14 protein-coding genes are annotated in these 13,674 nt (G+C 59.5%); 8 read left to right on the top strand and 6 right to left on the bottom strand.

Annotation, left to right across the window (positions count from 1 at the left end; translation table 11 throughout):
• Positions 1 to 50 precede the first annotated feature (50 nt).
• Positions 51 to 785 carry a lipid A 1-phosphatase LpxE gene (lpxE, locus tag AC2444_RS21365; protein WP_487762899.1) on the bottom strand — a complete coding sequence of 245 codons (735 nt, stop codon included), beginning with the start codon at positions 783 to 785 and terminating at the stop codon, positions 51 to 53.
• A 276-nt stretch (positions 786 to 1,061) separates the two neighbouring features.
• Positions 1,062 to 2,174, bottom strand: coding sequence for a 3-isopropylmalate dehydrogenase (leuB, locus tag AC2444_RS21360; RefSeq protein WP_012759505.1), 1,113 nt, complete (start codon positions 2,172 to 2,174; stop codon positions 1,062 to 1,064).
• 165 nt (positions 2,175 to 2,339) lie between these two features.
• Between leuB and AC2444_RS21355 the strand changes: the two genes are divergently transcribed.
• Positions 2,340 to 3,272, top strand: a complete 933-nt coding sequence (locus AC2444_RS21355; RefSeq protein WP_012759504.1) for a pyridoxal-phosphate dependent enzyme — start codon at positions 2,340 to 2,342, stop codon at positions 3,270 to 3,272.
• A gap of 60 nt (positions 3,273 to 3,332) precedes the next feature.
• On the opposite strand, the gene leuD is transcribed toward AC2444_RS21355, so the two are convergent.
• From leuD to AC2444_RS21340, 3 genes are all read right to left on the bottom strand, one after another.
• Positions 3,333 to 3,941, bottom strand: coding sequence for a 3-isopropylmalate dehydratase small subunit (gene leuD, locus AC2444_RS21350; protein ID WP_012759503.1), 609 nt, complete (start codon positions 3,939 to 3,941; stop codon positions 3,333 to 3,335).
• Between the two features lie 134 nt (positions 3,942 to 4,075).
• Entirely contained in the window at positions 4,076 to 4,498 is a 423-nt protein-coding gene (locus AC2444_RS21345; protein ID WP_012759502.1) for a VOC family protein, read from the bottom strand.
• 112 nt (positions 4,499 to 4,610) lie between these two features.
• Complete coding sequence (locus tag AC2444_RS21340) at positions 4,611 to 4,844, bottom strand: hypothetical protein (protein WP_012759501.1); 234 nt, start codon at positions 4,842 to 4,844, stop codon at positions 4,611 to 4,613.
• Between the two features lie 136 nt (positions 4,845 to 4,980).
• On the opposite strand from AC2444_RS21340, the gene AC2444_RS21335 reads away from it, so the two are divergent.
• Together AC2444_RS21335 and AC2444_RS21330 are read left to right on the top strand one after the other, a co-directional pair.
• Positions 4,981 to 5,901, top strand: coding sequence for an HpcH/HpaI aldolase/citrate lyase family protein (locus AC2444_RS21335; RefSeq protein WP_113546688.1), 921 nt, complete (start codon positions 4,981 to 4,983; stop codon positions 5,899 to 5,901).
• Positions 5,901 to 6,107 (top strand): DUF1737 domain-containing protein, encoded by a 207-nt coding sequence (locus AC2444_RS21330; protein ID WP_012759499.1) that lies wholly within the window; start codon positions 5,901 to 5,903, stop codon positions 6,105 to 6,107. The genes AC2444_RS21335 and AC2444_RS21330 overlap by 1 nt, the downstream gene beginning before the upstream one ends.
• A gap of 104 nt (positions 6,108 to 6,211) precedes the next feature.
• On the opposite strand, the gene AC2444_RS21325 is transcribed toward AC2444_RS21330, so the two are convergent.
• Complete coding sequence (locus AC2444_RS21325; RefSeq protein ID WP_003543974.1) at positions 6,212 to 6,649, bottom strand: metallopeptidase family protein; 438 nt, start codon at positions 6,647 to 6,649, stop codon at positions 6,212 to 6,214.
• A 161-nt stretch (positions 6,650 to 6,810) separates the two neighbouring features.
• On the opposite strand from AC2444_RS21325, the gene AC2444_RS21320 reads away from it, so the two are divergent.
• From AC2444_RS21320 to bfr, 5 genes are all read left to right on the top strand, one after another.
• Complete coding sequence (locus tag AC2444_RS21320) at positions 6,811 to 7,755, top strand: ImuA family protein (RefSeq protein ID WP_012759498.1); 945 nt, start codon at positions 6,811 to 6,813, stop codon at positions 7,753 to 7,755.
• A gap of 40 nt (positions 7,756 to 7,795) precedes the next feature.
• Positions 7,796 to 9,211, top strand: coding sequence for a Y-family DNA polymerase (locus AC2444_RS21315; protein ID WP_245461226.1), 1,416 nt, complete (start codon positions 7,796 to 7,798; stop codon positions 9,209 to 9,211).
• Positions 9,208 to 12,672, top strand: coding sequence for an error-prone DNA polymerase (locus AC2444_RS21310; RefSeq protein ID WP_012759497.1), 3,465 nt, complete (start codon positions 9,208 to 9,210; stop codon positions 12,670 to 12,672). The genes AC2444_RS21315 and AC2444_RS21310 overlap by 4 nt, the downstream gene beginning before the upstream one ends.
• A 90-nt stretch (positions 12,673 to 12,762) precedes the next feature.
• Complete coding sequence (locus tag AC2444_RS21305; RefSeq protein WP_113546691.1) at positions 12,763 to 13,194, top strand: (2Fe-2S)-binding protein; 432 nt, start codon at positions 12,763 to 12,765, stop codon at positions 13,192 to 13,194.
• Positions 13,160 to 13,645: a bacterioferritin gene (gene bfr / locus AC2444_RS21300; protein ID WP_012759495.1), complete on the top strand. Its 486-nt coding sequence runs from the start codon at positions 13,160 to 13,162 to the stop codon at positions 13,643 to 13,645. The genes AC2444_RS21305 and bfr overlap by 35 nt, the downstream gene beginning before the upstream one ends.
• Positions 13,646 to 13,674 lie beyond the last annotated feature (29 nt).

The raw sequence follows: 13,674 nt of genomic DNA, 5'->3' as shown, positions 1-13,674 counted from the left end.
TACAGCGCCGCGCGTCTTTTCGGACGCAAAGGACGCTGTAACATTTTGAATCATGCAGTGCGAAACAGCCGCTTCGAGAGCGGCCAGCCATCCGGCGCCAGCTTGAAGAGCAAGCCGCAGCGGGCAAAGACGATCGCCGTCAGCAGCGAGAACCAGGCGCCGAAGGCAAGGCCGGCGATGACGTCGCTCGGATAATGGGCGCCGACCATGACACGCGTCATGGCGAGCCAGATGGCGCAGGCTATGAAGGCAACACGGTAGCGTGGAAACAGCAGGGCGAAGGCGGCGAAGAAGGCGCCGACCGTGGTGGAATGGCCGGACGGGAAACTTTCGAAAGCGGAATGGCCCGAAAAGGGCGTGAAGGAAAACATACCGTAGTCATGGAAATGATCGGGACGTGCCCTGCCGATCGCCCGCTTCAGCAGATTGGCGAGAAGCCCGGAGAAGACGACCGTGATGAAGAGATAAGCGCCGATCCAGCTGACATAGAGCGCCTGCGCCTTGGAGCGCGCTGTCTTCACAAGCTTGTAGCCTGCCCGGCCCTGAAAGAACAGCAGGATGCTGGTGTAGATCAGCCAGGCGGAATTGCCGAAACCGGTCAGCATTTCGCCGAGGTGCTTCACCGGTGCAGGAGCCTTGCTGGCGCCGATCGGTGCATCGAAGAGCAGCATGGAAAGGATCACGGCATTCAGCGTGATGAAAAGGCAGGTCTGCCAGCGCAAAGGCGGCATGCCGGCATTGCTCCGGTGCCAGCGCCTGTTTAGGGAAGCCCAAAATGCCCGCATTCCGTCGTCCGTTCGAATTTTGCTCTAGAGCGCCGCGCGTCCAACAGGATGCACTAAGGACGCTCTATCACTTTGAATTGGCGCACAATGCTTTCCGAACATCGATTCCGATTTCGAGGTTATGCACTGGTTAAAATCCGGCGCAAAAATACACGAGATTGTGGCCGAGGATAGTCTGCTTGGGATAATTCGACCGAGCCGATAGGGCTCGCGGTCTTGAGAAAAAAGCCCTCCGCAAGAATCCTGCGAAGGGCCGGAACTGTTTCACGTGAAATATCAGGCGGAAAGCGTCTTGAACTCGGCGAGGATCGCGTCGCCCATCTCGATGGTGCCGACCTGCCTTGCACCATCGGCCATGATGTCACCGGTGCGGATGCCCTTGTCGAGCACGTTGGCGATCGCCTTTTCCAGATCGTCGGCTTCCTTCACCAGATTGAAGGAGTAGCGCAGGCACATGGCGAAGGAGGCGATCATGGCGATCGGATTGGCGATACCCTTGCCGGCGATGTCAGGGGCCGAGCCGTGCACCGGCTCGTAAAGCGCCTTGCGCTTGCCGGTCTTGCCGTCAGGCGCGCCGAGCGAGGCCGATGGCAACATGCCGAGCGAACCGGTCAGCATGGCGGCGACGTCGGAGAGCATGTCGCCGAAGAGATTGTCGGTGACGATCACGTCGAACTGTTTGGGCTGGCGCACCAGTTGCATGCCGCCGGCATCGGCCAGCATGTGTTCGAGCTGGACGTCGGAATATTTCGCCTTATGCGTTTCGGTCACCACCTGGTTCCAGAGCACGCCCGACTTCATGACGTTGCGCTTTTCCATGGAGCAGACGCGATTCTGCCGCGTGCGGGCCATTTCGAAGGCGACGCCGGCGATGCGCTCGATCTCGTAGGTATCGTAGACTTGCGTGTCGATGCCGCGCTTCTGGCCGTTGCCGAGGTCGATGATTTCCTTCGGCTCGCCGAAATAGACGCCGCCCGTCAGCTCGCGGATGATGAGGATATCGAGGCCTTCGACCAGCTCCGGCTTCAGCGACGATGCCGCAGCAAGGGCCGGATAGCAAATGGCGGGGCGCAGGTTTGCGAAGAGCTGCAGATCCTTGCGCAGGCGCAGCAGGCCGGCTTCCGGGCGCACTTCATAAGGCACGCTATCCCATTTCGGGCCGCCGACGGCGCCGAACAGAACGGCATCGGCGGCAATCGCCTTCTGCATGTCGGCTTCCGAGATCGCAGCGCCATGCGCATCATAGGCGCAACCGCCGACAAGGCCTTCGTCGGTGACAAAACCGGCATTCATCGCCTCGTTCATATAGGCGATGATCTTGCGGACCTCGCCCATGGCCTCGGGACCGATGCCGTCACCCGGCAGCAGGAAAAGATTGCGCGCTGTCATGAAACCCTCCTGGGAAAAACAAGTTGCGGTTTCTTAGACCCCGGAATTGGGCATTTCAAGCGACAGAAGCGGTGAATCGGTACGCTTCGCTCTGAGCAGTGACGGTTGCTCCTGCGTCCGCAAACGGATTAAACGGTTACCCTATCTTTATCCTGGATGGTTCCCATGCCTTTCGTACCTCTCCATCTCGACACGCCCTTGGTTCAGACGGCACCTGGCTATAGCGCCAGCGGCAAACCTCTCTGGCTGAAGCTCGATGCTCTGCAGCCTTCCGGCAGCTTCAAGCTGCGCGGCGTCGGCCGGCTTTGCCAGCACGAGGTGGAAAATGGGGCGCGCGAGATCTTCTGCGCTTCCGGCGGCAATGCCGGCATTGCCGCGGCTTATGCCGGCCGGGCGCTCGGTGTGCCGGTCACGATCGTCGTGCCGGAGACGACGGCGGCCGATGTCCGGCAGACGATTGCCGCAACGGGTGCGAATGTCCTCGTTCATGGTTCGGTTTTCGATGAGGCCAATGCTCATGCAGTCGAACTCGCCCGGAGCCGCAAGGCAACCTATGTTCACCCCTTCGACCATCCGCTTCTGTGGGATGGCCATGCCACGCTGATCGACGAGGTGGTGGCGAAGGGGGCAAAATTCGATTGCGTCATCACCAGCGTCGGTGGCGGCGGGCTGCTTGCCGGCATTGTCGAGGGATTGAAGCGCAACGGGCTTTCCGATGTGCCTGTTATCGCCGTCGAAACGGAGGGGGCGGCCTCGCTGAACGCCAGCCTCAAGGCGAATGAGCGTATCACCCTTCCCGCCATTACTTCGATTGCCAATTCGCTCGGGGCGCGGCAGGTGGCGCAGCATGTCTTCGACTTGCCGAAGCAGCATCCGATCGAAAGTGTTGTCGTCAGCGACGCCGATGCCGTTGCCGCCTGCCTGAAATTTGCTGATGCGCAGCGCATTCTGGTCGAGCCGGCTTGCGGTGCGGCCCTTGCGGTTGCCGATGTACATGCCGGGCTGCTTCAGCGCTTCGATAATCCGCTTATCGAAGTCTGCGGCGGCATCGGCGTGTCGCTCGAAAAACTCAGGGGCTGGAAAGAAAAATTTCTTTGACCCAACCAAAGAAAAAGCCGGGCGAAAGGCCCGGCTTGATCGGTAACCGATTGGATAGGTTCAGGCTGCCCAGGGGTGCGAAGCAGCGTTCTTCTTTTCGAAGCTGTCGATCGCCTTGCCCTTTTCCAGCGTCAGGCCGATGTCATCGAGGCCGTTCAGCAGGCAGTGACGCTTGAACTCGTCGAGATCGAACTTGATCAAACCACCATCGGGGCCGGTGATCTCAAGATTCTCAAGATCGACGGTCAGGACGGCGTTGGAGCCGCGCGAGGCGTCGTCCATCAGCTTGTCGAGATCTTCCTGGCTGACCTTGATCGGCAGGATGCCGTTCTTGAAACAGTTGTTGTAGAAAATATCGGCAAAGCTGGTCGAGATGACGCAGCGGATGCCGAAATCGAGAAGCGCCCAGGGCGCGTGCTCGCGCGAGGAGCCGCAGCCGAAATTGTCGCCGGCAACGAGGATCTTGGCATCACGATAGGCCGGCTTGTTCAGCACGAAATCCGGGTTTTCTGAGCCGTCTTCGTTATAACGAGCCTCCGCGAAGAGGCCGGTGCCGAGGCCGGTGCGCTTGATCGTCTTCAGATAATCCTTCGGAATGATCATGTCGGTGTCGACGTTGACAACCGGCAGCGGCGCTGCAACGCCCGTGAGCTTCACGAATTTATCCATGACCTATGCTCCATTTCAGCAAATCTACTTTCTGAATTTGCATCTAGTCCAGTTTTTCGCCGAAATGAAGGAGAATCTTTCACAGATGGCGGCCACGCGACGTTTCGCGCGGTCCGCCGATTGCGGCCTGTCCCTTATTTGGACGGTGCGTTCAACCCCCAGAGGACGCCGAACGGATCACGAAGCTGGCCATAGCGATCGCCCCAGAACATCAGTTCGACCGGCATGACGACTTCGGCGCCGGCGGCAACCGCGCGATCCCACCAGAAATCGATATCATCGATCACCAGTTGGATGGCAAAGCCTTCATGGCCTTTGAAGGCATGGCCGTATTCGGGATAGGCGTCCGACAACATCAGGGAACTGCCGTTGATGTAGAGATGCACATGCATCGTTCTGCCGCTCTCGTCGACCGGCACGAGATATGCCTCTTCGGCGCCGAAAGCCTTCTTGTAGAATTCCGCAGCTTTCACCGCGCCATCGACCGTCAGATAAGGCAGCAGGCCATTCTTGACCGGCGGCATCTTGGTCGAGTTGCTCTCTGTCGTCGTATCCATGCTCGTCCTCCATACGTTTTTCACGAGCCGGCGGAATGCCTGGCTGTTTCAAGGACGCATGATGGAATCTGGAGCCGACAGTGTCGGTCAAAATTTTTGGAAAATCCGGTGATCAGAGATCGATGATCGTGCCGCGGCCGTCGTTCCACACGCGCATCTCACGCTTACCGTTGTTTGCCTTGGCGCGGACCGGAACGGGCTTCATCTTCATCGAAAGCGCACGTCCGACCATGAGCACGGTCAGGATGCCGCCGACGGCGAGCGTCACCGAAAAGGTGAAAAGCAGCATGGCCACGAAAACGGTGGCGCCGGCAAGCATGAGGAAGATGGAGCGAATGTTCTGCATGGTTAGACCTTTCTTCGGAAAGGAATGTGGTCCTTCTCCTTCCTCTCTGCAAGGCAAGCATGGCTTTTTGTTGTTCTGCTAGATGTTCTGGGGTGGGCTGCTTGCTTCGGCTTTCAAAGCTTGGCACTAATTCGCCATGAGCCGAAACCCCACGACCCGCTCCATGCGCCTGCGCCGTTCGGTGCTGAGCGTGCCTGCCATCAATCCCCGCGCCCTCGAAAAAACCCATGCGGTCGATTGCGATGCGGTGATCTTCGATCTCGAGGATTCCGTGGCGCCGGAAAAGAAGGCGGAAGCGCGGGAAAACCTGAGGAATTTCTTTTCGGCTCGACCGCTCGAAGGCAAGGAGCGGATCATCCGTATCAACAGCCTGTCCACCGATTTCGGCCTGGCGGACATGGAGCTGGTGACGGCGCTTGCTCCTGATGCCGTGCTGCTGCCGAAGGTCGACGAACCGCAGGATGTCATGGCGCTCAGTGACTTTCTCTCCGAGGCGGATGCGCCGGAAGATCTGCGCATCTGGGCGATGATCGAGACGCCGCGCGGCATCCTCAATGCGGCTGTTATCACCGAAGCCGGGCGCACGCCGGGCTCGCGGCTCGATTGCCTGGTCGTCGGGCTCAACGACCTGCGCAAGGAAACCGGCGTGCTTCCACAGCCAGGGAGGAACTATCTCGTGCCGTGGCTGATGCAGGTCGTCCTTGCTGTCAGCGCCTACGGGCTCGATGCGATCGACAGCGTCTTCAACGATTTCAGGGACGAACAGGGTTTTGATGCCGAATGTCTGCAGGGCCGGGCCATGGGCTTTGCCGGCAAGATGCTGATCCATCCGGCGCAGATCGAGCCCGCCAACCGCCATTTCGGTCCGGATCCGGCAGCGATTGCGGAAGCGGAGGCGATCATGTCAGCCTTTGCCGACCCCGCTTCCGATGGGCTGAACGTCATCAATGCAGGCGGGCGGATGGTCGAGCGGCTGCATCTTGTCCAGGCGGAAAGTCTGGTCCATAAAGCCCGCCTGATCGCAGCCCGCCAGGCTGCAGCACGAAAGACGATGTGATGAAACTCTACCGCTTCCTGACCGGTCCTGACGATGCTTCCTTCTGCCATAAGGTCACCGCCGCCCTCAACAAGGGCTGGTCGCTGGAGGGCTCCCCGACCTATGCCTTCAATGCCGCAATCGGCGCGATGCAGTGCGGCCAGGCCGTCGTCAAACATGTCGAAGGCAAGGATTACGATCCTGAGATGAAACTCTCCGAGCAGTGAGGTTTTAGCGCATAACCCCGAAAATCGTAATCGATTTTCGGAAAGGATTATGCGTGATTGAAAGTGATAGAGCGTCCTTAGCGCGTCCTTGGACGCGCGGCGCTCTATCGCTCGGCTGCTTCCTCGGCGCTTGCCTCGATCCGCTCCATGTCATCGTCGCTCAGCCCGAAATGGTGGCCGATTTCGTGGATCAGGACGTGGGTGATGATATCGCCGAGCGTCTCGTCGTTCTCAGCCCAGTAATCGAGGATGGGGCGGCGGTAGAGGCGGATGCGGTTCGGCATCTCGCCGGTTTCCACCGTGAAACGTTCGGAAATGCCCCTGCCCTCGAAAAGGCCAAGCAGATCGAAAGGGGTTTCCAGCGCCATGTCCTCGAAAACGTCGTCATCGGGGAAATCTTCGATCTCGATCGTGAGGTTGGTCGTCAGCTGGCGGAATTCATCCGGCAGATGGCTATAGGCCTCCATCGCCAGCGACTCGAAGGCGCTGATCGTCGGCGCATGGCGGTCCCGCCAATCATCGCTCTGGTCTATGCGGGCCATGAATATTCCTTCCTTTGCGGGCCCATATAGAACCTTTATCGCCGATTTTCGAGTGCGGAATCAAAGGCAGGAATATTTTCATAGAAAATGGCCGTTGACTCTTCATTAGCTCTCTGGAATCTATAAGAACATAACAGGAACAAGACGGATCGGAGAACGCCATGGCGCAGCACGCCCTGGCGCGCGAGCGGCTTTTTGCGCTCCGCGAAACCATCGCCAGACTGGAGGGAAGACTCGCGCCGGCACTTGCCGCAGCGGAGCGGGAAGCCCTGGCAGAAGGACGTAAGACCCGCCAGGAGCGCATTCTGCCGCCCCTGGCGTTTGGGGTGGAGTTGCTCGACGGCGCCCTGGAAGGCGGCTTGCCGCTCGATGCGATCACCGAATTCCGTTCCGCTCTGTCTCGCGATGCCGGTGCTGCAAGCGGGCTGGCGATGGCTGTTGCCGCGCGGCTGCAAAAACAGGAGGCGGATGCCGGCCGCCTTCTGCCGTTGCTCTGGATCGGCGATGCCGTCGGCACGCTGGAGGCCGGCCGTCCCTATGCTCCCGGGCTTCGGGATTTCGGGCTGAGCCCGGAGCGGTTTCTCCATGCCGCGCCGCGCAAGCTGGACGAGGCGCTCTGGCTGGCGGAGGTGGCGGTGGAAAGTGCTGCCTTCTCGGCCGTCATCTTTGAAGTCCGGGGCAATCCCGCCCATTTCGGCCTGACCGAAAGCCGCAGGCTCAGTCTCAGGGCGCATGCTGCCCGCCGTCCGCTCTTTCTTGTCCGTCAGGCCGGGGCGGAGGAGGCAAGCAGTGCGGCCTTCCGTCTGCATGTCGAACCGGCCCCGTCCGCTCTGCGGTCGTTGCCGGATGGATCGACACTTTCCGGCAGCATCGGCAATCCGATTTTCCGTCTGACGCTGGAGAAGAGCCGAAATCCGGCCCCGCTCTCCTTTCTTCTGGAGTGGAATCCCCATGAACGCGAATTTCTCCCTGTCGCCGAACCAAACCTCGTTCGTCCTCCAGGCGAACAGTCAGCGCATTCTGGCGCTCAGCTTCCCGCATCTGCCAACGGACCGCATCGCCCGCAAGCGATGGGGGCTCTCCTGGCGTTCGAAAGGGCGTCCTGAGACGCCGCCTATCGTCTGTTCCGGCAAGCTCAACAATGCCATGCGGCTAACGGCACTGGACGAGTTGGCCGAGAGGCTGGGGTTGAGGAAGGAGCTCGGCGTTGCCGAAGCGCGCGCCATGTACCCCATGCTCGAGGTCGCGGAAGAGGATCCGGCGGTCGACCGCCGGTTGCTGGAGGCAATTGCCGACTGGTGCGACCGTTATACGCCGCTGGTGGCGTTCGACGGCAAGGACGGCCTGTTTCTCGACATTAGCGGCTGCGCCCATCTTTTCGGCGGTGAAAAGGCGCTTCTTCGGGATGTGCTGTCGCGGCTTTTTCATATGGGGTTCGATGCCCGCGGCGCGATCTCATCGTCACCCGGCCTTTCCTGGGCCGCGTCCCGCTTCGGGCAAGGCGGCGTGATCGAGGACGAAGAGACGGAACATGTGCTGGTGTCCTTGCCGGTTGCAGCCTTGCGGCTGGAAGGACGGACCGTCGATGCTCTGAAGAAGCTCGGTCTGAAATATATCGGCGACGTCATCGATGCGCCGCGAGCGCCATTGACCCGCCGGTTCGGCCCGGAGCTGCTTCTGCGTCTCGACCAGGCGCTGGGACGTGAAGAGGAGCCGGTCTCGCCCCGGCGTCCTGTTGCCAGCCTCTCGGCCGAAAGCCGGCTGATCGAGCCCATCGGGACGGAAGAACAGATCCTTGCCGTCACCAGGCAGGTCGCCTTATCGCTGCAGCCGTCGCTGGAGGCGCGGGGTGCTGGCGGGCGGGTGTTCGAACTGGTCTTGTTCCGCGTCGACGGCAGGGTCTTTCGTATCTCCGTCGGCGCTTCGCAGCCGCTTCGCGAACCAAAGTTCATCGCCGGACTTTTTTCCGAGCGATTGCAGGCGGTCTATGACGATCTCGATGCCGGCTATGGTTTCGAGATCCTGCGGTTGAATGTGTTGCGGCACGATCCCTTCAACGAGGCGCAGGGTGATTTCGAGGGCGACCGTCAGGGAGAGGTCTCGCTTTCGGCCTTCGTCGACCGGGTCTCGGCCCGACTTGGTGCGGATTGCCTGCAAAGCTTCCAGCTCCGCGAGAGCCATGTTCCGGAACGCGCCGTCATCACGGTTCCTGTGATGGAGAGCCTTCCCAGGCGGAAGGCAGCGCAGGACATCCAGCTTCCTTTCCGCGAAGAGCGCCCGCTGCGGCTCTTTGCAACGCCAGAGCCCGTCGAGACCATCCTTGCCGAAGTGCCCGATGGTCCGCCGCAGATCTTCCGCTGGCGGCGCATTCAGCATCAGGTGGCAAGAAGCGAAGGGCCGGAACGGATCGCCATGGAATGGTGGATCGATGGGAATGACGCCGAGTCGCGCGACTATTTCCGCATCGAGGATGAGACCGGACATCGCTTCTGGATCTATCGGCGGGGCTTTTATGGTCAGGCGCTTGATCCTCGCTGGTTCATGCATGGCGTGTTCGCATGACAATCGCGCGCGCACTCTTCGAGATCGGCACAAGGACGAATTTCTCGTTTCTTGAAGGCGCCTCCGGCCCGGAGGAGATGGTCGTGCAGGCTGCTCGTCTACGGCTCGGCGGTCTCGGGATTGCGGACCGGAATTCGGTTGCCGGCGTGGTGCGGGCGCATGCGCAGGCGGAGCAGCTTGAGGAGAGATACAAGAACAAGGATGCGATTCTGGCCCAAGCGAAGAAGGAAGGAAAAAAGGAGGAGATCCTCGATCCTATCCGGATTCAGCCGGGCGCCCGTCTCGTCTTTTCCGATGGAACGCCTGATATCCTCGCCTATCCCCGGAGCCGGCGAGGCTGGGCGAACCTTTGCCGTCTTCTGAGCGCCGGCAATCTGAAGGAGGAAGCGGTCAAGGGAAGCTGCATTCTGACGGAAGCGGAACTCATGGAATGGGGGGACGAGATGATGCTTGCTCTCGTTCCCGATCGCACCCTTGTCGGTCATCAGGCGGGTCAGCCGACGCTGGAAGATTACCTGGAACGGTTTCGCAGGCGCTTCCGCAAGGCTTTTTATATGGCGCTGGCGCCAGCCTATGATGGCCGCGACAGGCAGGTCTTTGCGGTGCTTGCCATGCTTGCCGCTCGAAACCGTGTGCCGCTGATTGCAACCAACCAGCCGCTTTACCATCATCCTGAACGCCGGCCGCTTTCGGATGTCGTGATCGCGATCCGGGAGCATGTGCAGATATCGCAAGCCGGGTTCCTGCTGGCGCCGAATGCTGAACGTTACCTCAAGGATTCACGTGAAATGGCCCGGATCTTCCGGGAGTATCCTAATGCGATCGAGAATACGCAGACATTCTTCGACAGGCTGACCTTTTCGCTGAAGGAACTGGAGCACAATTATCCGCCGGAAAACGATCCTGGTGAAACGCCGCAGGAGACTCTCGAAAGGCTGACGAGAGCGGGAGCCGCAAGACGCTATCCCAAGGGTATCCCGCCCAAGGTGGCGCCACAGATCGAGTATGAACTCGATCTCATTAAAAAAAAGAAATATGCCTCTTATTTCCTGACGGTTCACAGGATTATCCAGCACGCCCGCTATGAACTTAAGGTCTTGTGTCAGGGGCGCGGATCGGCGGCAAATTCGGTCATCTGCTATTGCCTCGAGATAACGGAAGTCAATCCTGAAAAGAGTACGCTTCTCTTCGATCGCTTCATTTCGATGGACCGGGACGAGCCGCCGGATATCGATGTCGATTTCGAGCATGACCGGCGTGAAGAGGTCATCCAGTTCATCTATAAAAGATACGGCATAGAACATGCTGGGCTGACGGCGGGGGTGACCACCTACCGTACGCGCTCGGCGGGCCGCGAGGTCTCCAAGGCCTTTGGGCTGTCGGAGGATGTCCAGTCGGCGATCAGCAGCCTCGTCTGGGGCTGGTCGGAGGATAATCTCTTGGAGCGGGACGCGAAGGCGGCGGGTCTCGACATCAAGGATCCGGTGACCCGAAACGTTCTTCAGTATGCGACCGAACTTCTCGGCTTCCCGCGCCACCTCACCCAGCATGTCGGCGGCTTCGTCATCACGCGCGATAGGCTCGACGAGGTGGTACCGATCATGAAGACGGCGATGCCGGATCGCTACATGATTGAGTGGGACAAGGACGACCTCGATAACGTCAAGATCCTCAAGGTGGATGTGCTGGCGCTCGGCATGCTGACCTGCCTGCGGAAGGCCTTCTCGCTGCTTGAATTGCATTACGACGTGAAGAAGACGCTCGCAGACCTCGGCAACAAGGAGCATGGGGATGAAGGCGAGCCGGTTTACGAGATGATGGGCCGGGCCGATACGCTCGGCGTCTTCCAGATCGAAAGCCGGGCGCAGATGAGCATGCTGCCGCGTCTTAAGCCGAAGGTGTTCTACGATCTCGTCATCGAGGTGGCGATCGTGCGGCCAGGACCGATCCAGGGCGACATGGTGCATCCCTATCTGAAGCGCCGGGAGCAGCGGGCCAAGAACATTCCGATCAAATATCCGAGCAAGGAGCTGGAAACGGTTCTGGAAAGAACCCTCGGCGTGCCCTTGTTCCAGGAACAGGCCATGCAGATCGCCATTACCGCCGCAGGCTTCAAACCGGCGGAAGCCGACAAGCTTCGCAGAGCGATGGCGACATTCAAGAGAACGGGTACGATCGGCAACTTCGAAAAGCGGTTTATCGAGGGAATGGTTTCAAAGGACTATGATCCGGAGTTCGCGAAGCAATGTTTCAACCAGATCAAAGGCTTCGGCGAATACGGTTTCCCGGAAAGCCATGCCGCCTCCTTCGCACTGCTCGTCTATGCCTCCTCATGGCTCAAGGCCTATTATCCCGACGTCTTCTGCACGGCGATGCTGAATTCCCAGCCGATGGGCTTTTATGCGCCGGCGCAGCTGGTGCGGGATGCACGCGAGCACGGGGTAGCGATCCTGCCGGTCGATATCAATGACTCGAACTGGGATTGCGGTCTGGAAGAGGCCGCTTTCGATCGGAATGCTATCGATTTTCGGCATCATGAGATGCGCGAGATCATCAAGACCCGGCATGCGGTGCGGCTCGGCTTCCGGCAGATCAAGGGCCTTTCGACAGACGATATGGAACGGCTCGTCAGCCATCGCGGCGAAGGCTACAGCTCGGTGCGTGATCTCTGGCTGCGGTCCGGTCTGCAGAAATCGGTCATCGAGCGACTGGCGGATGCCGATGCGTTCCGATCCCTCAAACTGTCACGACGCGACGCGCTCTGGGCAGTGCGGGCGCTGGATGTGAGGAGTGCGACCGAGGAGCTGCCGCTTTTCGAGCAGGTTCGTCATGTCGACCTCCAGGCCGAGCCTGCGGCAAAGTTGCCGGAAATGCTGCCCGGAGAGCAGGTTATCGAGGACTATCGTTATCTCTCACTGTCGCTGAAGGCGCACCCCGTCTCCTTCCTGCGTGAGGAATTGCGCAAGGCCGGCATCACACGCAATGTCGATCTGTTGAAGGTCGCGAACGGAAAGAGGGTGACGATCGCGGGCCTCGTGCTGGTGCGCCAACGGCCTGGTTCGGCCAAAGGCGTGATCTTCATGACGCTGGAAGACGAGACCGGCGTGGCCAATGCGATCGTCTGGTCGAAAATGTTCGACAAATACCGCTCGGTCGTGATGGGCGCTCGGCTGGTGAAAATCCGCGGCAGGCTGCAATGCCAGAGCGGGGTGATCCATACCGTCGTCGAGCATATCGAGGACATGACGCCGGCACTCGGTATCCTGCAACGCGAGGTCCGGCGTTTCGGAGTCTGCGAGCGAGCAGACGAGGTGCTGAGGCCGGGTGCCGATCAGCGGCAGAAAAAGCTTGTAAATGCGCAGGAAACGGCGGACCCGGAAAAACGCATGGTTGCCACAGGCCGCCATGCGGGCGCGGCGGAAACCGCTGAGGTGATGCCGCGCGGACGCAACTTTCATTAAAAATGCATCGCACCGATCGAGACCATGCGGCGCACCTTCATTTGGCTTATGGCGTCATCATCCTGAAACCGCTGCATAATCCCGAACAACATGCATGGAGGCCTCACCGTACATCGCTGTTTGACGCTGTGGGACTCGAATTTTTTCTTGACAGCCACCATCTTCTTTAGCAGAAAACACGATAGTCAGTGTCATGTTTGGAATGAAGACGTGCTTGTCTGCAGCTGCAATTATATAACCGATAAGGAAATCCGGGAGGTTATCACCAACCTTCTCGATGAAGACTGTTGGCAGCTCATCGTGCCTGCGAAAGTCTACCACGCCATGGAAAAACGCGGCCGCTGCTGCGGCTGTTTCCCCAACGTCGTCGACATCATTATCCAGACAACCGAGGAATATCACGCCCGTCGCCACTCGACGGAGACCGAAATATTTGATTTCATGTCCCGCTTGAAACAATTCCATGAGGAAAACAGGAGAGCGGACATTGAAAGGCGACAAAAAGGTCATCGAGCGGCTTAACGAGGCATTGTTCCTCGAACTCGGTGCGGTCAACCAATACTGGGTTCATTATCGTCTTCTTGAGGACTGGGGCTATACCAAGCTCGCCAAGAAGGAGCGCGCCGAATCCATCGAAGAGATGCACCATGCCGACCGGCTTGTTGCACGCATCATCTTCCTCGAAGGCCATCCCAATCTGCAGACCCTTGCACCTCTGCGCATCGGCCAGAACGTCAAGGAAGTTCTGGAAGCCGATCTTGCCGGCGAGTACGACGCTCGCGCGGCCTACAAAAAGTCGCGCGATATCTGTCATGACGCCGGCGACTACGTTTCCATGAAACTTTTCGAGGAGCTGCTGGCGGACGAGGAAGGTCATATCGACTTCCTCGAAACACAGATCGACCTGCTCGGGAAAATCGGCGAGAGCAAATACGGCCAGCTCAACGCCGATTCCGCCAACGAAGCCGAATAATACTCGAAAGAGATGCCGGCCGCCGATGG

It is taken from the genome of Rhizobium sp. WSM1328, from assembly GCF_057653715.1.
This window is presented reverse-complemented; position numbering and strand designations above follow the sequence as displayed.

Coding starts and splice junctions, on each gene's coding strand:
- AC2444_RS21315 (WP_245461226.1), top strand. CDS start 7,796: ATGCGGCTAACGGCACTGGACGAGTTGGCCGAGAGGCTGGGGTTGAGG.
- AC2444_RS21335 (WP_113546688.1), top strand. CDS start 4,981: ATGAGCCGAAACCCCACGACCCGCTCCATGCGCCTGCGCCGTTCGGTG.
- AC2444_RS21330 (WP_012759499.1), top strand. CDS start 5,901: ATGAAACTCTACCGCTTCCTGACCGGTCCTGACGATGCTTCCTTCTGC.
- leuB (WP_012759505.1), bottom strand. CDS start 2,174: ATGACAGCGCGCAATCTTTTCCTGCTGCCGGGTGACGGCATCGGTCCC.
- AC2444_RS21355 (WP_012759504.1), top strand. CDS start 2,340: ATGCCTTTCGTACCTCTCCATCTCGACACGCCCTTGGTTCAGACGGCA.
- leuD (WP_012759503.1), bottom strand. CDS start 3,941: ATGGATAAATTCGTGAAGCTCACGGGCGTTGCAGCGCCGCTGCCGGTT.
- AC2444_RS21325 (WP_003543974.1), bottom strand. CDS start 6,649: ATGGCCCGCATAGACCAGAGCGATGATTGGCGGGACCGCCATGCGCCG.
- AC2444_RS21340 (WP_012759501.1), bottom strand. CDS start 4,844: ATGCAGAACATTCGCTCCATCTTCCTCATGCTTGCCGGCGCCACCGTT.
- AC2444_RS21320 (WP_012759498.1), top strand. CDS start 6,811: ATGGCGCAGCACGCCCTGGCGCGCGAGCGGCTTTTTGCGCTCCGCGAA.
- AC2444_RS21310 (WP_012759497.1), top strand. CDS start 9,208: ATGACAATCGCGCGCGCACTCTTCGAGATCGGCACAAGGACGAATTTC.
- lpxE (WP_487762899.1), bottom strand. CDS start 785: ATGCGGGCATTTTGGGCTTCCCTAAACAGGCGCTGGCACCGGAGCAAT.
- AC2444_RS21305 (WP_113546691.1), top strand. CDS start 12,763: ATGCATGGAGGCCTCACCGTACATCGCTGTTTGACGCTGTGGGACTCG.
- AC2444_RS21345 (WP_012759502.1), bottom strand. CDS start 4,498: ATGGATACGACGACAGAGAGCAACTCGACCAAGATGCCGCCGGTCAAG.